The sequence below is a fragment of the Nitrospira sp. Ecomares 2.1 genome (assembly GCF_965152585.1).
Genome location: NZ_OZ224219.1, coordinates 301,970 through 321,713, shown reverse-complemented (window position 1 = coordinate 321,713; position 19,744 = coordinate 301,970). Strand labels below are relative to the sequence as shown.

At 48.9% G+C, this 19,744-nt stretch carries 14 protein-coding genes; 7 read left to right on the top strand and 7 right to left on the bottom strand.

The genetic code is table 11. From position 1 onward, the window contains the following. Positions 1–166: 166 nt before the first annotated feature. Entirely contained in the window at positions 167–1,741 is a 1,575-nt protein-coding gene (locus ACWHYD_RS01465; protein WP_447964172.1) for a di-heme oxidoredictase family protein, read from the bottom strand. 444 nt (positions 1,742–2,185) lie between these two features. Here ACWHYD_RS01465 and ACWHYD_RS01460 point away from each other — a divergent pair, with 444 nt between their 5' ends. Beyond that, complete coding sequence (locus ACWHYD_RS01460; protein WP_447964171.1) at positions 2,186–2,992, top strand: right-handed parallel beta-helix repeat-containing protein; 807 nt, start codon at positions 2,186–2,188, stop codon at positions 2,990–2,992. A 109-nt stretch (positions 2,993–3,101) separates the two neighbouring features. Next, positions 3,102–3,548 (top strand): hypothetical protein, encoded by a 447-nt coding sequence (locus ACWHYD_RS01455; protein WP_447964170.1) that lies wholly within the window; start codon positions 3,102–3,104, stop codon positions 3,546–3,548. 13 nt (positions 3,549–3,561) lie between these two features. On the opposite strand, the gene priA is transcribed toward ACWHYD_RS01455, so the two are convergent. The 6 genes from priA to ACWHYD_RS01425 all read right to left on the bottom strand — a co-directional run bounded on the left by priA (position 3,562) and on the right by ACWHYD_RS01425 (position 12,957). Next, entirely contained in the window at positions 3,562–5,883 is a 2,322-nt protein-coding gene (priA, locus tag ACWHYD_RS01450; protein ID WP_447964169.1) for a replication restart helicase PriA, read from the bottom strand. A 603-nt stretch (positions 5,884–6,486) separates the two neighbouring features. After that, on the bottom strand, positions 6,487–7,875 hold the full coding sequence (locus tag ACWHYD_RS01445) for a sigma-54-dependent transcriptional regulator (RefSeq protein ID WP_447964168.1): 1,389 nt from the start codon (positions 7,873–7,875) through the stop codon (positions 6,487–6,489). Positions 7,876–7,878: 3 nt separating this feature from the next. Beyond that, positions 7,879–9,804: an ATP-binding protein gene (locus tag ACWHYD_RS01440; RefSeq protein ID WP_447964167.1), complete on the bottom strand. Its 1,926-nt coding sequence runs from the start codon at positions 9,802–9,804 to the stop codon at positions 7,879–7,881. Between the two features lie 416 nt (positions 9,805–10,220). Continuing rightward, positions 10,221–12,020: a SulP family inorganic anion transporter gene (locus ACWHYD_RS01435; RefSeq protein ID WP_447964166.1), complete on the bottom strand. Its 1,800-nt coding sequence runs from the start codon at positions 12,018–12,020 to the stop codon at positions 10,221–10,223. Between the two features lie 148 nt (positions 12,021–12,168). Next, complete coding sequence (locus ACWHYD_RS01430; protein WP_447964165.1) at positions 12,169–12,552, bottom strand: hypothetical protein; 384 nt, start codon at positions 12,550–12,552, stop codon at positions 12,169–12,171. Between the two features lie 24 nt (positions 12,553–12,576). Next, complete coding sequence (locus ACWHYD_RS01425; protein WP_447964164.1) at positions 12,577–12,957, bottom strand: hypothetical protein; 381 nt, start codon at positions 12,955–12,957, stop codon at positions 12,577–12,579. Between the two features lie 282 nt (positions 12,958–13,239). Between ACWHYD_RS01425 and ACWHYD_RS01420 the strand changes: the two genes are divergently transcribed. The 5 genes from ACWHYD_RS01420 (at position 13,240) to ACWHYD_RS01400 (ending at position 19,736) form a co-directional block, all read left to right on the top strand. Next, entirely contained in the window at positions 13,240–13,491 is a 252-nt protein-coding gene (locus ACWHYD_RS01420) for a hypothetical protein (RefSeq protein WP_447964163.1), read from the top strand. A gap of 285 nt (positions 13,492–13,776) precedes the next feature. Beyond that, positions 13,777–15,165 (top strand): sigma-54-dependent transcriptional regulator, encoded by a 1,389-nt coding sequence (locus ACWHYD_RS01415; protein ID WP_447964162.1) that lies wholly within the window; start codon positions 13,777–13,779, stop codon positions 15,163–15,165. An 867-nt stretch (positions 15,166–16,032) separates the two neighbouring features. Next, positions 16,033–16,608, top strand: coding sequence for a Tll0287-like domain-containing protein (locus tag ACWHYD_RS01410; RefSeq protein ID WP_447964161.1), 576 nt, complete (start codon positions 16,033–16,035; stop codon positions 16,606–16,608). 151 nt (positions 16,609–16,759) lie between these two features. Continuing rightward, positions 16,760–17,916 (top strand): IS3 family transposase gene (locus ACWHYD_RS01405; protein ID WP_447963071.1). Its coding sequence is split into 2 segments (ribosomal slippage): positions 16,760–17,027 and positions 17,027–17,916, totalling 1,158 coding nucleotides; the frame shifts between segments, so codons are not numbered across the junction. A gap of 128 nt (positions 17,917–18,044) precedes the next feature. Further along, positions 18,045–19,736, top strand: coding sequence for a SulP family inorganic anion transporter (locus tag ACWHYD_RS01400; RefSeq protein ID WP_447964160.1), 1,692 nt, complete (start codon positions 18,045–18,047; stop codon positions 19,734–19,736). Positions 19,737–19,744 lie beyond the last annotated feature (8 nt).

Here is a 19,744-nt window from a genome sequence, read left to right as displayed (position 1 = left end):
CCTGGTTGAAATCCAGATGGTTTTCTTTTCCCGCTTGATGTTGGATCGCACAAAAAAGAGAAAGACAATGGGAAACATCCCCAATTGCGAGAGAGGGTTCAAGCCCGTGACCTTACGGATCACGGGCTTGATTCCATTAGGCAGATAAGAATAAAGAAAACTTCATTTATTCCACATCGCTAGGATTGTTGAATAACGCGGGCAGGGCTATATTACCATGTCCATATTGCGGAAAATTCTGGGCTTGAGAATCGCCAGGATTTAAATTGGAAGCGGTATCGTCCGGTGGAAACAAAACCAGAGTCTGTAGAAAATCGATAATCTGCCCTTGCTGCTCCTCCGATAATCGGGCAAAGCGATCCCGTGCATCTTTCGCCTCTCCTCCATGCCGCATAATGACCGACCATAGATCGATACTCCGCCCGTCATGACCGTAAGGAGCAGTTGTACCTACTCCCCATAGTGGTTCGGTCATAAACTCCTTAGTCAAAGAACCATCAAAATTGCGCTCCCAATAGGTTGAGCCTAAATCATGGCGTTTGAAATCCGCATAGATATTTTTGACGACAAAGCGCTGACCTTTGGGTTTTTTCACCGAAGGAGAACCCGAACCCTGGACTTCTTGGAACAAAGGAGTGGCCACGGCGAAAAGATCATTGAAAATCCCTCGTCGACGGTCATAAGTGGTTTCCACATCAGCCACACGACGATCTTTCTCAATGACTAAATTTTGGATATGACAGCTGGTGCATTGAATGTCTTTAAAGAGCCTCTGCCCCCTCTGGCTATCTTTCGTCTCACGCCCAATGGCGGGCTTAAAATAATTCAATAAATAGAACTCAAGATGGTCCACCAGGCTCACGGGCACTTCATTGGCAACCCCATCTCGATCCGAATCATCACTTTCACTGAAAGCCGGAGGCGTTTCGATGGTATCGGTCTTTCCGTTTAACACCATTCCCGATGGTGTGACCACTTCCTCACCGTCAGCAGCCTTCGCCAGATCGGGATCAAAAGCCTCCATACCCATTTCCCCATTCAATGCCCCCACCACAAATTCCCTGATGGAAATGGTGCCACCGTGATGAAAAAATGGCCGTACCCGCAAATCCGGATCGACACCTTCCAGGTGTGAGGGATCGACCGAACCGTCAGGATTGACTCTGATTTTTCCATAGGAAATGCCTTTACTCTTCAACGACACCTCCACGCCTCGTCCACCCTTGGCTCTGGCAATGGCCTGATCCCGGATTTTCCGAAGATCTTGGGTAATTTCATCTGCAAGCATTTCGATAAGCCCTAACCCGAATAAATGCGGGGCATCCCGACTATCCGGACGGGTAAACACGTCCCCACCAAATCCTGCCGAGCTACGTGGACGTCCGTGGCAGGCTGCACAACTATCCGCTAAACCTGCGCCCAGCGAGGCATCGGCGCTTATATCTCCAAACCCGTCCCCATTGCGTGGGCCCATCCCTTGGGATATGGTGAATTTGCGTTGAAAAAGATTTCGACCACGACGAATCGAGCGGAACGGATCCCTGTTAATAATATATAGCGAGGAATCAGGAGTGTTGATATCTCCCCGGCCAGCCCCAATTTGCTGCTCCAAAGATTTCTTAATCCCTGCCTGTTCAGAATTAGGATGTTGAAAGATGTCGGTTTCCTGTGCCTGCGCTCCAGATAAACCTTTTACAAACGACAGTGTGCCCAGCACTAGGAACAAAAAGAACAGAGACATACCACTTCTCCCATTCTTTGACATAACGAAACTCTCTTTCCTGGGGGAAACTGTTGAAATTAATGCGGGGGAGGGGGAGGCGGACTTCTCTGACAGACACAATTAAAGTTAATCAGGGCGTCAGCGGACTGCTCCCTAACATGTGGAAAAAAATTTTCACCCCTTAAAAAATAAATTTAGACAAAAAAGACTTTACTGTTTATTTTTTGTACAACGGAAAAGATCGGAAGCAAATTCAATACCAGGACATAAAATACCAACATTACAGAACTTTACGTCGGTGAATTGGATTGGATTTAAGATTGTGAAATGTCATTCTTCGAAATTCCGTATGGTTCACCCTTCGGTTTCCATTCGCATACTTGATGAACAGTCGATACATTTTTGGTCCCGTAGATACCAGGGTCGCCATTTGCCAGAATTCTTTTGAAAGAGGAGAAAGCCTTGTCCGCCGAACCATCATCCTTTCACGAACCACCGCCCAATCCATTCGGGGGAAAAACGTTAATTGTGGACGCGAAGCGCCCAGGTAGCTTCACTTTACCCAGCGAAGCTCTCGCTCAAGCCCAAGAAGATGATCAAATATTCATTCGACCGGGGGTATATGAAGATCGGTTGGTAATGACTGAGCGAACCATCCATCTTGTCGGCGCCGGCCGGGACCTGGTCACGATATTCAATCGACGAAGCGGCCCTTGCTACCTTCAGCGAGTCTCTGGAGGAAACATTACCGGCATAACGTTTCGGTATGTGGGCAGCGACCAACATTCCGCACTGAATATTTTAGATTCGGTATGCACGATATCTCACTGCAGGGCCACGGAAGGACTGTTATCCGGAGTCGTGATTTATGGACCGGATTGCCGCCCGACCTTGCTCGCCAACGAGGTTTCTCATAATCGGGAGTCCGGTATTTTTTCTTTTGCCGGAGCTCAGCCTTATTTGCGCGAAAATGCGTGTTTTGGAAATCATCATTTTGGAATAGCCGCACGGGACGAGGGCACTCGACCCGATATAATTAAAAACATCTGTCGCGGAAATATGCTCAGTGGCATTCTCCTCTTTCACCTCGCCAAAGCGCTTATCCTCGACAATACCTGTGCAGACAATGCGCATTGGGGAATCGTGCTTACTCCGGACTGTGAAACCACGCCAACACCTGGAGAGCTCCACCAATCCAACCACCTGGAAAATAACCCTCGCGGGGCCTATTCCCTCACCACTGAACCGTTGAATGATATTGGTCGCTAGATCCAATCGCCGCATGCATGATCATCCACCAGGACAATACAAGATGCTGGGCAACGAAAGTCTATGGTAAGGTGGGCAACGTTGACAGGAATTTCTAGGACGATTCGAGATGAATGATCATTTGTGGCATCAACTGAACGCTGTTTTGGGTAGCCTCACGGTTACGGTGGGACTCTGGTTATTAGTGGGGGCTTTACCGATACCCATCGGAATTGCTCTGGCCATCGGGCTGGCTATCCTGTTGGTCTGGAAATGTCCGTCTATTGGATTAATCTGGGCGACCTCCACGCTCCTCTTAGGAGTAGAAAGTCTGGCATGGCCCATCATGCAGATGGCCGACCTTCAAAAGCTGGGACCGGAACCTCCATTAGAAGAATTGGAACGAATTTTTACCGCCGTGTTGTTTGGCCTGTTTTCCGGCGTGTTCTGGATGACCTTCGCCTATGGTATTTTCAAACGCACTCGAGATAAAAACTCCCCGCCCGCCCCTTCAAACACCGTTCCCAAAACAAAAAACCAGAAGAAACAGTCAAGGAGGCAATCATCACGCGTATGAGACCAACCCGTTGCTACTGGATGTCCATGGGGTCAACATTGAATTCAACGATCACAGGATCTTTGTGAAATTCCGCTTCATACTCCAGCTGTATGGCTCGAAGGCCTCGCTGTGCTTCCGATAAATCATCCGTTTTGATCAAAAAAAGTACGCGATTTTTTTTAATCCGCCCGGGTTTCTTAGATACCATCGGCCCCAAAATCATTGATGCTCCGATGATCCCCTTCCCCTCTGCACAAGGAACTCTTCTCGCTTCAAAAGCTTTCAATCGTTGATGCAGAAAATCCACAACCCTTTGAACGCGTGGCTTCTGTTCCCCAGTTACAACCACCAAGATCACATGGGTAGCCGGGGGATATCCTAGTAGGTTACGCAACTGCAGTTCGTGGTCATAAAACATTCTGGGACGATGGTGCCCAATAGCAGTATGTACATGATGATCCGGGATTCTGGTTTGTAGAATCACTTCCCCTGGCTCCTGCCCATTCCGGGCCAAGGTGAAAGCCCTCGACAGCATCTGAAACGTTCGTTCGGCTGATCGAAAGTCAGGAATATGGAGCCCAAGATCGGCTTGAGGGAACCCAATCACCGGAGCGATGGGTGGATTTGACTGATGAGCCAAAAATTCCGTCCCAATCAATACTCCAATCTTTCGTTGCCGGAATTGGCGCAGGATCGCATCGGCCACTTCGGGAGTTTTCACATTCTCCCGATCGAATCGGGCGACAGAAACATCCGGAAAAAGACGAGTCACCTCATCCTCCAATCGCTGGGTTCCCGTGCCAGAAAATCGAAACACCCTGCCATGGCAAGTGGGACAGATTTCAGGAGTTGGTCCGATTCCATCACAGTAGGTACACACCAAACGTGAAGGACGCTGATAGAGTTTCATTGGAACTCCGCAAGTGGGACAGATCGGAGTCTTCCCACAATCTCGGCACACCAGGGCACCGGAAAACCCCTTGCGATTGAGAAGTAAAATAAGTTGCTCGCCCTCCTTCAAGGTCTGAGTCATCCTGGAAAGTAAAACCGGAGATAGAATGGTCTCATAAGGTAAAGTGCGTAAATCGACCATTTCCACCTGAGGAATCTGCTGTGATGGGCCTTCCAGTGCCTCACCGACCTGCTCGGGGAAACGTCCATATAGTTCCAAAGAAGGCCGCGTCGAACTATAGACCACGAGCGCCTGCTCACAATCGCCTCGCATTCGCGCAACGTCCCGAGCATGAAAATACGGAAGATGCTCATCCTTAAAGGACGAACTCTCCTCTTGATTGACCCAAATGAGCCCCAAATTTGGAATAGGCAGGAATAGCGCAGATCGAGTCCCCACCACGACCTGTACATCACCCTGTCGAATCCGTTCCCATCGAGCAGCACGAACCATTGTCGAAAGATGGCCATGATAAATCTCAACCTGAATCCTCCCCCGGAATCGAACCTGTTCCCCAAGGATTTCGACTTCCTGCACTTCGGGAGCGAGAATGAGCACTCGACGGCCCTGATCTATAATGGTCTGAATCAATTTCAATAACAGATCCTGTCGGACGGATTCCGATCCCACAACAGGCACCTCCTGAAAACTACCGGACTGCACGGCAGACACCAGATCCTTCCATATCCGGATGTCGTGAAAGGAACTGGACTCCATTCGTCGGGCAGATTCCGGCAGTTCCCTAGCTTCTTCTTCAGGAGAATCAAATAACCCTCGGATAATAGAAGGCACCGGCTTTCTTCCGGCACTGATTCCCCGGACCGGACTTGGCCCCTTGGACCCCGAGGACATGATCGTCTGTTCAGTAATCCATCCATTCTTTTTCGCACGAGTCAGAAAAGCTGGAACATTGTTCATTGTTCGTATAAGAGAGGATCGGAGTAATCCCCTGGGAGCCCGCTCTAACTTTCGAAGGACCAACTGGACATCAGATGGCAACGACCTGTCCAACAAAGCCTGACGACCATCGTCGGTTAGGATTAAACGCCTCATCACTTGTATCGAATGTGGGGGAACAATCAGCCGCAAACATGCGGAAAAAGGAGCCAGATAATAATCTGAAATTTTTTCAACCAACCGAATAAGGTTGTGTTCCAAAGGACTGCTCCCGACATCGCCCTCCAACGAAAGAATGTCGCGAAGGGGTTTATGACGGAATTGAGATTGGAGGGAAGAAGAGCTTTTGGCCTCAAAGATGGTGACCACCACTCCAGAAACGACAGCAGAGCCTAAAGGCACGACCACGGAGCTTCCCACATGAAGCAGGGAAAGCAGATGGGGGGGGACTTGATAAGTGAAGACCTGGAAACGCCTGCCCGGCAGGACCACGTCAGCAAGCATGAGTGATGGCGATTTTCATGAGCACCCAATTCTACCAGCGGTTTGCTTTAGCCACAACGCTTTTCAACCTCAAGCCTTCAGACTAATAAACAACATATGGACCACGAGCAAGGATACACTTGGTCTCCAAAGTTTTTTCAACCGCCTTGCGCGCTCATCATCTGAATACTGTGACGCATGTTCCTTAGCAATAAATATGGCTGCCGGATTCCATCGCTCATGGCATCCAGCATACTTGCTTAAAAAGACACCTTAACGATTCCCATAAAAACAGGAAGGATAGGAACAAGTTAGTTAAGAATTGGTCGGGACACAGTTCTTTGCCCGACAAGACACAGATAGCGAGCAAAAAAACAGAGAAGCAACGGAATCAGAAAAGGAGAATAGCAAGATGGGAGGATTGGCTCTGTTGATTGGAATCATTGGCATCGTTGTTCTTCTAAAAAATCGAAAAAAATCATCTTAGGGATGGCCCCTTTTCTCTGTGAATAAAGATGGTATCCAATTGTCCTGAAGAAACACTTCAGGACAGCTACACGTTCTTGGAAGACAAACACTCGACCATCATCATGGAAGGGCTACCTCAGGTAACAACAGGGGGGATCAAGACTCGGGAATTTTTTTGAGGCGGCGGTCCAAAGCAAAGCGGGTAATGCCAAGATATTTGGCAGCGAGACTTTTATTATAATCAGACAATCGCATGACTTCCTCAATTAAATCACTTTCAATGGCCGCAAGGGTTTGTTCCCCAAGAATCATTTCCATGCGAACAACCTGCTGATCCCCTCGAGCGACCGCATTGACTGAGGAACGTGCCTCTTCATGAACTTCACGAGGCAGATCGCCTTCCGTCAAGCTTTTCCCACGACAAAAAATAGTCGCACGCTCCATAATATTTTCGAGTTCACGAATATTTCCCGGATACGGATAGCGTTCCAACAGCCGTTGAGCCTCTGGCTCAATCGCCGTGACCTCTTTACCAAGTTCGCTGCTTTGTCGAATTAACGTCGCTAGAGCCAGCGGGATAATATCCTCTGTTCGGTTCCGTAATGGTGGGAGAGTCATTGACACCACATTCAGCCGAAAAAACAAGTCCTCCCGAAATCTGCCTTGCGTCACATCTTTGCGCAAATCCCGATTGGTGGCCGCAATCAGACGAAAATCCACATCAATATCTTCTTGCCCCCCCAACCGCTTAAACGAACGTTCCTGTAAAACTCGAAGCAATTTGGCTTGCATTGAGGGATTGAGGTCTCCAATCTCATCTAAAAAGAGAGTCCCGCCTTCGGCCTGCTCACAGAGGCCGAGTTTGCGCTGGTTTGCCCCCGTGAAAGCCCCGCGTTCATAGCCAAACAACTCACTTTCAAATAATTCCTGAGGAATGGCTGTACAGTTCACTCCCACAAACGGACCTTTGTCCCGAGGACCATTATGGTGGAGCACTCGTGCGACAAATTCTTTACCTGTTCCGGTTTCTCCAAAGAGGAGCACGGTCGTTTTCAGATTTTTGGCCATTTCCTGAATTTGTCCAACCAATTCTTTCATACTGGGGCTATTGGAAATCAAACCGTTTAAGGCATATCGACCTGGCCTATCCTGCGTTTCAAAGTCGATACGGCGACGGAGACTCAGATAGTCCAATGCTCGATCGATCACGGGCTCCACGCTGGAGAGATCGACGCTTTTAATCAGAAAATCATAGGCCCCGAGTTTAATGGCTTCCACTGCCTCTTCAACCGTGCCATAGGCTGTAAGGAGAATGACCAAGGCTTGCTGAGATTTGGCACGAATATTCTTGAGAGTCTCCAGCCCGCTTAATCCGGCCATTTTCAAGTCCAACAAAATCAGATCAGGGATATCATGGTCAAGAGCTTCCAATAAGGCTTCTCCCGACGCAAAACTCCGAACTTGATGATGTCGCTTCGCGAGCCGTCGGCTGATGGCTTGGCGAACTACATCATCATCATCCGTGACAAAAATATTGGCGCGCATTGGTTACACCGTTGGGAGTTGGGGTTGGCAAACGCAAGGAAGCCACCATGTCATAGTGGTCCCCAGTCCTGACTGACTTTCTGCATGAATTTCGCCTCCATGGGCTTCGATGATATTCCGACAAATAGGCAATCCCAGTCCGGTACCGCGATTTTTGCCAATTGTGAAAAATGGCTCGAAAATTCGAGGAAGGGCGCCTGGACTGATTCCCGTTCCATTATCTTTAACTTTAAGACGAAGCCCAGGTTTCCGTTCGATGCTTTCCTCTTCAATGGAAAGACAAAGACTTCCCCCATCCGACATTGCCTCAACGGCATTTTGAATCACATTGAGCAACACTTGCTTGAGTTGATCTCGATCAGCCTGGATGGTGTCCAAATTGGCTGACGGATGAAATTCGACCTGAATGTTCTTTTGTTTTATTGGTTCATTGAGCACCTGCAAAGATTCCAGAACCAGATCTTTCAGTTGAAAGGTCACGGGAAGCAAATCTCTTGGCCGCGCAAAGTCAACGATTTGATTTACAATGCGGTCCAATCGACGGGTTTCCTTGAGAATCGTCACAAGATCATCATGCCGTGAATCACCCTCAGGAAAATCATCCATCAGCAACGTCGTGGTTGACCCAATACCCACAAGCGGATTCCGAATCTCATGGGCAATACCTGCAGCCATTTGGCCCAACGTCGCCAATCGTTCAGATCGGTTCAGCTTTGCACGCATATGCTCTAAAGCCGTGATATCCACGTTAAACCCTTGGTATACCATCGTCTGACCACCTTCGTCCTGAATCGGTACCGCCCGACATAAGACCTTTCGAACAGTTCCATCCGGATGCAGAAAGCGAAAGACCCGTTCAAAAGGCTCCCCCTGATGACAGGCATCTTGAAACGTCTCGCGCACACCCTCCCGATCATCCGGATGAATGGCCTCCCACATGTGTTCGGGATCCAACACCTCATCGGAACTCCTGCCGGCTAGAATCCAATTCTGCCGGTTGCTAAAAATCAGGTGGACTTCTTTTGCCGTGAATATCCCGATAGGCGCATAATCCACTATTCCTCGATATTTGGCCTCCGAAGAGGTTAAATCATGGTTCAGCGTTCGGAGTTCCTGTTCCGACTGTTCGATACGGCGGATATGATTTCGGATTTGAGTGCCCATTGTCTGCATGACTTTCGTCAATTCACCAATTTCATCGTCTCTTTGGAAAACTGGAATACTCGGGATGGTCCCACCTGAAACATTTTCCACGGCCTTGACCAACGTGGTTAAAGGACCGGTAATAGAACGCGCAATGAGATGAAGAGGGACCAACAATAAAATCAACGCCAACGACCCTCCCCACACGACCACTCCCATCAGGGCGGCCCGGTCTGCGGCGCTACTCCCAAGTGCCTTTTGCAGTTGCATGACTTCCCGCCGATCAAAGCGAGCCATCTCTTCACGAATCGCGAGCATGAGCGTACGACCTTTCTCGCTCTCCACATAGTTCATGGCCTCCTCCGGGTGCCCCGCTTTGACCCGTTCAATAATCCGATCTTTGTCGTTCATTAATTGGCCGATCATTTTTTGAACAGATTCTATTAACTGTCGTTGGTCCTCAATCGGCTCCACCATTTGTCTCAAGGAATTCCCCAGTAACATCACCCGTTGTCTGGCTGCCAGATAGGGCTGTAAAAACGGAGTTTGTTGGGTCAGAATAAAACCGCGAAATCCGGTTTCGAGATCCACAACCAATCGCATATATTCAGATGACGCGCTTTGCACATGATACACATCATTGAGGCGGTCTTCATCCAGCGAAAAAGTCTGCACACTCCTATAGGTCACCAGGCTCAAAATTAAGACGGCCAAAACCGGGACACCCGAGACTAAAAGGAGTTTCTTGGCAATCGGAAGATTTAAAAATAATTTATTGAGAGACATTGGTAATCCTCAAAACCCGTCTTGCGGTCCCTTCAAGCCTTCTCCCCTAACAGACCTGTCCTACCTCATCGAGCCCAATCCACTATACCCCAATAGCCTGTCTAATCTCATTATGAGATCTGTCCAGCTCAGGATAATTCCCGTATGCAGAGTCTAGTTTCTGAACAAGTTGACAAATCGGCGGACTCCAACTAACGAATAAAAATGGCATGGTCGGATTGGAACAGTCTGTGATCACAAACGAAAATAAATGGCGGGAAAAGCCGTACGATGAACCCGATGAGACACTTTCAAAAAAATCCCCTTATACCACTTCGCAGCATGGTCGAGAAAACTTTGTTCAAATACACGAAGGAAGCGGAATGTCATATTTACAAATCTCGCCCGGTTTGTTGGGGAGAGAACATAACCGTTTTCTAACTGAATGCCAGTACTGGTTCTTTGTGGGCCTGTGGCCCAGCGTCAACTGCCTTCTTTTCCACGATCTGCATTGCGATATCCAAGGCCTCATTGAAATGTGTGCAAATATAATCGTCTTTCAACCTGGAAAGCTCATTTAAATCGGCAAGAACCTGTCGGGTTCGAGGGGACATGCCAGCGGTCAATACCGCCACCCCGCGACAGTTGGCCGCTTCAATTAAATCTCCTAATGCATAGGCACCGGATAAATCCAATTCATCCAACCATTTGCAACGAATAATGAGCACATCTTTGCCGTCAAGATGTTCCACCGTCTCATTCAGCCAATCAATCGCACCGAAAAATAAGGGACCGTGGGGACGTACGATGATAAGCCGATCACGAACGATATGTTCAAAACGACCGCTAAGCTCGCCTATATTGACCCCATTCTGACTGATCTTCCTGGCATAGTCCCTGGCGAAGGAAAAAATGAGGTCTTCTTCTTCCTGTTTTACATCCTCATCGCGTTGGCTGAGATCCGCCTTATAGCGATCGGACTGATCCTTCACGAAACGGAAAAAGGCCACTGCGAGTCCCATTGCCATGGCGGACAGCAGATTCCAAAATACGGTCATTAAGACCACGAGTCCAAACACCATCAAATCAGACGTGGGCAATCTTCTGACGACAGGGAGCACTCGCATATCCAGAATGTCATAGCCGGCTTTGAGGAGGATCCCCGCCAAAGCGGAAAGAGGGATGGAGGCAGCCAGAGAACCCAAACCGAGAATAAAGGAAAGCAGGACAAGTCCCATTGTGACAGAGGACAACCTGGTTCGTGCCCCGCTCTGGATATTCACGACACAAGGCATGGTATTCGTGGCTCCACCTAATCCTCCAACCAAACCTGAGAAGAGATTGGCTGATCCCTGAGCAACCAACTCCCGGTCACTGTTGTGATGAGTGCCAGTCATATTATCTACGATGAGACAGGTCAGGAGACTATCGAATACACATAATCCAGCCAAAGCCGCAGCCGGGACAAAAGCTTTTTCCAGTAGCGTGAGATCAGGAATATACAGTTCAGGTAAGCCGGTGGGGATATCTCCTATTTTCGGGATGTCCAACCCGAACACGACGGTTGTGACCGTACCTGCCAATAATCCAATCAATGGACCAGGCAACCAGGTCACGGGAGAAATTTTTGGCCAATAAACCACGATGAGTAAGGTCAACACCCCGACTCCCATCGCCACAGGCGATGCATGGGCCAAACTGGATGGTAATTCCGTAATGGCGGACGTGATACTTTTGACGCCGGGAAGTCCCAAAAAGGGGTTAAGCTGAAGTAACATGTACAACACACCTAAACCCGTCATAAATCCCGAAATGACTGAATAGGGGGTAAACTTGATAAACTGCCCGAGCTTCAACAAGCCCATCACAATTAAAAGAAACCCCGCTAATGCAACGGTCGTGAAAACGAAAACCAAATCTGGACTCCCATCAGCCAACTTATTGGTTTGAGTCATGGAAAGGATTTGGATCGTCAGCGGCCCCGTCGGCCCACCTACAGACCATGCTGACCCACTTAATGGACCCGCAATAAGACCAGCCGCCACTGCCGACCACATGCCAGCAATCGCCCCGAGCCCGGAAGCCACACCGAATGCCAGGGCCATGGGCAACACCACCATCGCCACCGTGATCCCCGCCAACACATCCCCTCTCACATTGCTGGTAATCCCTTTGAAGTTTTCTTTGAAATTAAAATCTTTGAAATATTCACGAATACCCGCAGTCACGTGGTCCATTCCTCTTGCCTCCGCCTAGTCCCTCATTGACTATCCAAAAATCACAATGACATGCTTTTCCATTACCCCACAAGCATCATCGGCAACTTACATGCCATTAAACAAAAAGGTCCGTCCCAAAGAAAACTTTCTGACTTTCCTTTACATTTCAAATTATTTTGCCAAGGTTTTTCCTGGCCGACTTAGCAACCCTTTTCCCGGCAAGCTCCTCTGTGCGATTTCGTACGGTGTGCCCTGTGCGAAATTCAATCTTGTTCCGGCAGGACCAGGAGAAAGAGGCCTCTTTCCCTTTGGAAGGATAATGGAACTCATTCAAATATAACTCACCATTAGCCCACGGGACATGGGGGCTTGAGATCGCCGCACCGGAAAAGTAGTTAATGGGGCTAGTCCAATCCGGTCTAACCGTATGACGTTGAACCGATTGCGTGACAAAAGCCCGAAGTCCCCAACCAGAGCTTTCATCCCCACCAAGGGTCAATTGCACACCATCAAATGATGGAGTGAAGCTCCCAAAACGGTGCCCAGCCACGAGACCCTTCTCCAGAATCCATGACTAAACGGCCGACTTCAAGGCTGCTTGAGCTTCCTGTTCACAAAAAATCCTGGTACACCAGATCAAGATGGAGTTGAAAAATATCCAGATGATCGACAAAATTGGGAATGTGATCCTGCCCACGAACAGCCACAGGAGCCCGAAAAGCTGCGAGTTCAGTGTGAATCGGATAGGGTTCCAAATATCCTCAATTCCCAACAAAATTCTCGTCCGCTGCGCAACCATCTGATCACTTTCTGCTGTGCCTTTCGTAAAACTTTGATTAAACGTTTCATAACGCGTTCGATGTTCAACACTCAAATCCAGCCATTCCGACCTCAAAGCAGAAAGCCTATTGAGCTGTTGCAAAACAGTTTTCAAGCGATCCATTTTCAGTCCCATGTGCAAGATTTTCCTCTAACAGGCCTCCAAGCAAGAAATGGAGGCCTAAACATACCACTCTACTATTTTTCATCGAATATCCATACAAGACAGAAGCCGGTCATAATAATTTTCATTTTCACAATTTGCCTTACGTGCCTATCAAATTTCCCCTAGCTTCTGCCTTCATGCATAGTGACCAAAATTTGAAAACTGGTGCCATTTCACACATAATCCCCTGTGCATCATCGCACGCTGGCTGATTGTGTTCAGCAATAAGGCGCAAACATTATTGATACCGACATGACTGATAATTGTGTGGAACCAACGGATACCATTAGTGGGACTCAACAGTTGAACACCAAAATTCCAGAGGTACCCTATGGGTATAGACTTTGCGTAAATAGCCTTTCGGAGGACACGCCAATGAACGCCTTAACGAAAGCATGGCTGTTTATTGCTATTCTCGGGTTGGCGATCGGCATCTACCTGGCCGAAACGTACAACTACATTGAAATGGTTGAACCTCTGCGCTATGGCTGGGAGCCGTGGTGAGTGCGGCTACGAAAGAGGATATACGACATCCAAACACATTGCCTCAACCCCATTCATGGTTCATTGAGGTCGAGATCTTCTGAAAGTCAGTCCTGATAGTTATCCAATGCCCTTGAATTCAGGACGATGGCTGGGGCTCTCTTTCCAATTATTACAAAAGACCCCATACCTAAAAAAATCACTTCTTCCAGAACTCCTCTGCGGTTGATATCAATGACCAAAGATGGGAAAGTACAATAAAATGGCGGTACAACTTCTAAATTGATCTCCTAAACAAGGACTGCTATGCGTGCAACAATTTTTGTGACCGACGATGATCAAAATGTATGTTCTGCATTAAGTCGTCGGTTAGTGAAAAAAGGGCACCTCGTGAGAAGCTTCCATTCAGGAGCCTCGCTCATTGAGGCATTGGAACATGAAATTCCTGATTTGCTGTTCCTGGATCTTAAAATGCCAGAAATGGATGGACTCGAAACCTTACGACAGATTCGACAAACAATTCCTAAAACCCTGATTTTCATGTTGACAGCTTATGGGAGCGTCGAGGATGCGGTAGAGGCAATGCGGCTCGGAGCGTATGATTTCTTAATTAAATCGATTGATTTCTCAACGGTTGAGCCAGCCTTACATCGAGCCATTACCTTCCTGGAGTTAAGGCGTCGAATTGAGTTCTCTGCTTCCGAGAAACAACGGCAATATTCCTGGGAACATGTAATCGCCAGGAGTCCAGCCATGACCAAGGTCATTGAACAACTCAAAATTCTCGACGCTCAGGACGCCCCCTTAGTGTTCCTTCAAGGGGAGGTAGGGACGGGAAAGGAATTCTTGGCACGCATTCTTCATTATAATAGCCGCAAACACCTCGGCCCGTTTGTCACGGTCAGTTGCAATGAACGGAGTGGATCCCTCCTTGAGCCACAAATATTTGGATATGAACGCGGAGCATTCAGTGGTGCAAGCCAAAGCATGCCCGGAGCACTTGAACATTCCGATGGAGGAACACTATTTGTTGATGAGATAGAACATTTATCCATTCCAGTTCAAGGATCATTGGCCGAGGCCATTCGTACCCGTTCATTTTGTCGAATGGGAGGGTTTGACCGTCTCCCCATCAACAATCGACTTGTGGTGACCAGTGCGACCCCACAGGATCAGACAGGCTACAAGGACATATTTCATCCAGAATTACTGTCTCTTCTCCAAAAACGGCAACTCTTTATTCCTCCCCTTCGTGAACGCAAAGAAGACATCGTCCCCTTGGTGATCAAAACCATTCAGGTCTATGGTGAAGAAATCGGCCGTCCCAAACTCGACATTGATTCTTCCATCCCCCCGCTATTGGATACTTACCCATTCCCTGGGAACATCCGAGAATTGGAGGCCATGATTCGCAGGGCGGTATTGTGCTCCCAAGGACCAGTTCTTACTTCTCTGGACTTTTACTCTCAACATCCTGGCGGGGGAGACGGACTCTCCCCAAATATTGGTCGGGTGCTTTTTGAGATTGGCCAACACGACCTACAAGACATACAAGTCATGGTGATTGATGAAGTCCTGCGATTCACCAAGCAGGACAGAGAACGGGCGGCTCGCTATCTTCAGATTTCTAAACAGACACTGGACGATTACATCCAATTACGAAAAAATTTTTCTCATACGCCAAAAAGGTCCTAAGGCATGAGCCGGGGATCTCCTCATTCATTCGCCTTTCCCTTTCGACACATTCTTCTCTAGATACGGGGAAAAAATTCCTCCATTAACTCCCTAGGCTTAAACTCAGGGCTCAAGCCTTTGACAGGCATGGTCCTCCCTCCCCCGATTGTGTAACCCACTTTTTGAGTAACTTTCTGAATCGCTACTTAATCCTCCCACTTTTGTGCTTTTTCATTCACGAATGATGCGTTTCCTCTAATCCGCCAAACCCTGCTCGACCAACTCCCATGAGATAACCAACGTGTGTTTAGTACCTCTCACTCATTTGACTCTAGACTCTACTAACTTCAAAAATCGAGCGATAACGCACAGCGCTTACTTAATAAATTCGCTCACTTCCAATGATAGTAATAGACGAACTACATCTTAAAACATATAAGTCAATGATATTTTTGAATTTTTCAATAACAATCAAGATAACATCTATTGGCATTTACCTTGCATATTTATTCAAACAATATCCAGAAATATCAGGAGAATGAACAGAATGGAAGGCTTTACTCTAATTTTACTCATCACTTGGGCGGTACTCTCGAGGTTCTAACATGGAACATGTCCCTCTCATAGTAATTTTCACCATCATTGTTATCCAATTAATAAATCGGCTGGGTTTGGATTAAGTCCGAACCCCTTCCGATTTTTTTAATTCTCCACGGTTGATTGCCTTCCTACGCCGTTGCCCCTCATCCGATTGCCATAGCTACAATTTCATGTATGTAAAAGTATGAGGTCTTGTAGATCTCCTGTTATAGTTTTGCATAATTCACCCTCAAGCGAAGAATGGGCAGGACAGAGAGGATTGTAGACCAACAAGGTAATAATAGACTTATGACTCGTCAGTTCTTTTTCATACTCCTTTTCTCCATTCTCATTTCCTTGGGAATTGGTGTGGGCATCGGGGGAAAAATTACACCACGGGATGGCATTCCTATCCGTGTGGTCGCAGACTATTTACATGCCGTCCTTCAAGCAGACCGGACCTTTTATACCCAACATATCGTGGAACGGATGGAAGACATGCTGATTGTCACAGCAACAGAAAATTGGCGAGAGGAACGGACATTGCCGTTGCCCGCACAATTTTTCAAGGAGGCCTCTCGTGGATTACAGGCCCCCGGGAAACCGTTTCGTTACCGGTTGATGGGTCTTTGGCCTTTGAATCCGGAGAATTCACCTCACAATGACCGGGAGCGTAAAGCCCTGGAACAAGTTGTTAAATATGGAGAAGTGACCGAGCAAGAAATCCAGGTGGACAACCAGTCTTATTATCAAGTTATTTTTCCTGATCGAGCCGTAAGCCGAGCCTGCGTCAACTGCCATAATGCCCACCAGGAAAGTCCCAAACGGGACTTTAAATTAAATGATGTCATGGGGGGATTGGAAATTCTAATTTCCCTTGACTAACCTTTCCTGTACCAAAGTTTAGAGCCCATTCCGGCATCAGCCTTTCCCCCAATCCTCCTTATTTCCCCCTTGTCTTTTCTAGGAAAACTGATCTTCCCCCGGTTTTGTGGACACGTCCATAAGTATGGATAATGTTCTGAAGGAGGTGTCGATGGGACGATCACGGAGGAGTTTTACCAAAGAGTTCAAAGTTGAAGCCGTTCGGCTTCTGACGGAGGGTGGAAGGAGCCTGGCTCAAGTGGCTCGGGATCTGGGCATCCGGGATACCGTGTTAGGCCGGTGGAAACAGGAGTTAGTCGAAAGCCCGGAGGGCGCGTTTCCCGGCCATGGACCAGGCAGCCCGGAAGCCGAGGAACTCCGGCGGCTGCGGCGCGAGAATGCACGATTACAGATGGAACGAGATATCTTAAAAAAAGCAGCAGCCATCTTCTCGAAGGATTCGCTATGAGATATGCGTTTATCCGAAATTATCGAGAAGTCTTTCCAGTCGGCCTGATGTGTCAAGTACTGGGAGTGGGCAGAAGCGGGTTCTATGCATGGCTGCAACGTGCTGAAAGCCCACGAAGCCGAGCGAACCGCCGTTTACTGGTGGAGATCAAAGCCATCCATCAACGCAGTCGGCAGACCTACGGCAGTCCCCGTATTCATGCGGATTTGCAAGCCACTGGTCAGGCCTGCGGAAAACACCGGGTTGCCCAGTTGATGCGCACGCACGGGATTGTCTCCCGGCACAAACGGAAGTTCAAGGCCACGACAAATTCTTGTCATACCCATCCGGTCGCGGAAAACGTATTGGCACGGCAGTTTGCGGTGGCCACGCCCAACTGCTGGTGGGTGTCCGACATCACGTATATCCCCACTCGCGAAGGATGGTTGTATCTGGCGATCACGCTCGATCTCTACCATCGGAAAGTGGTCGGCTGGGCCATGGATCGGTGGATGACTCAACAATTAGTGATTGACGCGCTCACGATGGCGCTTAAGAATGGGAAGCCGGGGCCTGGCCTCAGCCACCATTCTGATCAGGGCGTGCAGTATGCCAGCAATGCGTTTCAGGCTGTCTTAACAGCCTCGAGGATTCAGTGCAGTATGAGTCGGAAGGGGAATTGTTGGGATAACGCGGTCGCGGAAAGTTTCTTCCACACACTGAAGGTGGAACTCATTCATGCTCGACAGTATCACACACGTCAGGAGGCCAGAGCGGAGATTTTTAACTATATCGAAGTCTTTTACAACCGGCAGCGACGCCATTCTGTTCTTGGCTATCGGACGCCAGCTGAGTTTGAAGAAATGGCTCTCGCGGCTTAACTAGGTGTCCACGAAACTAGGGGAAGATCAAACCCCTTGCTTACGCCCCTTGACGAAGAACCTTGAGATAGAGTGAAATCTCCTCCCAGCCAGCCTTCATCATTTATTACTCCTCAAGGATATGCCCTATGGGGCTTGTTCACGGGTTACATTTCAATAACCTCCGTGGTGATATTTACGGAGGAATGGTAGCCGCTGTCGTAGCTCTACCGTTGGCACTCGCTTTTGGCGTCGCCTCGGGATTAGGAGCCATTGCCGGTATATACGGGGCCATATTCGTCGGATTTTTTGCTGCGTTCTTCGGAGGCACCCCCGCTCAAGTTTCCGGTCCCACGGGCCCTATGACCGTGGTGATGGCAGGAATTGTCACACTCTTCATGGGCAATCCTGGTTTGGCCTTGATGGCGGTGATTCTTGGCGGAGGCTTTCAAGTCCTGTTGGGACTTTCCAAGGTGGGGCAGTATATCGCGCTGGTCCCGTATCCGGTCGTTTCCGGGTTCATGAGCGGCATCGGCTGCATTATTCTCATTTTGCAATTGGGTCCCATGGTAGGCCATGCGGCAAACCCTGAGGGTGTCGTCGCGACGCTCAAGGCTATCCCGGGATTTTTTGGAAACCCGGTGTGGGATGCTGCCATGACAAGCGCCCTCGTCCTGGCCATTGTATATTTCACTCCCACTCGGATGGCAAAACTAGTGCCTCCTTCGTTATTGGCCCTCCTCGTGGTTTCCCCGCTCGCTTATGTTTTCCTTCCTGATGCCCCTATCATCGGAGAAGTCCCCCAGGGATTTCCCACTCCCCTCCTTCCAACACTCACATGGGACACCTTGCAAATCGTATTGGAATCAGCCATCACCCTGGCATTATTGGGAGCGATCGACAGTCTGCTAACCAGCCTGGTTTGCGATAACATGACCCGGACTCAACATGACCCGGATCGCGAGCTTATTGGCCAGGGCATTGGGAATATGGTCGCAGGGGTATTTGGAGGAATCCCAGGAGCGGGAGCCACCATGCGGTCGGTGGCCAATATCCGATCCGGAGGCCGGACACCGATTTCCGGCGCGCTTCACGCGGTTATTTTATTGGCGATTCTATTGGGACTTGGCCCGTTGGCAGAGAAAATTCCCCTAGCGGTTCTCGGCGGCATCCTTTTCAAAGTTGGCATCGATATTATTGACTGGCGCTTCCTGCGACATATCCTGAAAGCCCCCCGCATCGATGTGGTCATCATGACCGTGGTGTTGCTGACCACCGTGCTCGTGGATCTCATCACGGCCGTGGCTGTGGGAATGGTCTTTGCCAGCCTATTCTTTGTCAAACGCATGGCGGATTTGGAACTGGCGAATCTCCACATCGTGACCAATCCCACTCCCAGCACCCCTCTTTTACCGGAAGAAGCCAGGATCCTGGAACAAGCCAACGGGAAAATTCTCTTGATTCATGTCGATGGCCCCATGAGCTTTGGATCGGCCAAAACCATGGTCCGCCGCTTGGAAACCTTCAAGGGGTTTAATACCTTCACCAGTGTGGTGTTGGATTTGTCCAAGGTCCCTGCCATTGACGGCACAGCAGCCTTGGCCGTGGAAGATATGTTGAATATCGTCAAGGCGCACCACCAACATCTCTTTTTCGTGGGCATGCAGCCTCACGTGACCAAGGCGTTGGATGGCTTGGGGGTCTTGGTGCAAATACGGCCTGGCCACCGCTTTGCCAGCCGGTTGGAGGCCTTGCAAAAAGCGTCCTTGGCGGAAGGAACCCTCTCAAAGGACACATCAGGACCCTCGACACCAAACCAGCATCTTCCTGCGACTCCCTGAACAGGCCT

Excerpts from the sequence above, each read along its gene's own strand:
- ACWHYD_RS01410 (WP_447964161.1), top strand. The coding sequence starts at position 16,033 with ATGACTCGTCAGTTCTTTTTCATACTCCTTTTCTCCATTCTCATTTCC.
- ACWHYD_RS01440 (WP_447964167.1), bottom strand. The coding sequence starts at position 9,804 with ATGTCTCTCAATAAATTATTTTTAAATCTTCCGATTGCCAAGAAACTC.
- ACWHYD_RS01465 (WP_447964172.1), bottom strand. The coding sequence starts at position 1,741 with ATGTCTCTGTTCTTTTTGTTCCTAGTGCTGGGCACACTGTCGTTTGTA.
- ACWHYD_RS01445 (WP_447964168.1), bottom strand. The coding sequence starts at position 7,875 with ATGCGCGCCAATATTTTTGTCACGGATGATGATGATGTAGTTCGCCAA.
- ACWHYD_RS01455 (WP_447964170.1), top strand. The coding sequence starts at position 3,102 with ATGAATGATCATTTGTGGCATCAACTGAACGCTGTTTTGGGTAGCCTC.
- ACWHYD_RS01415 (WP_447964162.1), top strand. The coding sequence starts at position 13,777 with ATGCGTGCAACAATTTTTGTGACCGACGATGATCAAAATGTATGTTCT.
- ACWHYD_RS01400 (WP_447964160.1), top strand. The coding sequence starts at position 18,045 with ATGGGGCTTGTTCACGGGTTACATTTCAATAACCTCCGTGGTGATATT.
- ACWHYD_RS01425 (WP_447964164.1), bottom strand. The coding sequence starts at position 12,957 with ATGGGACTGAAAATGGATCGCTTGAAAACTGTTTTGCAACAGCTCAAT.
- ACWHYD_RS01420 (WP_447964163.1), top strand. The coding sequence starts at position 13,240 with ATGACTGATAATTGTGTGGAACCAACGGATACCATTAGTGGGACTCAA.
- priA (WP_447964169.1), bottom strand. The coding sequence starts at position 5,883 with ATGCTTGCTGACGTGGTCCTGCCGGGCAGGCGTTTCCAGGTCTTCACT.
- ACWHYD_RS01435 (WP_447964166.1), bottom strand. The coding sequence starts at position 12,020 with ATGGACCACGTGACTGCGGGTATTCGTGAATATTTCAAAGATTTTAAT.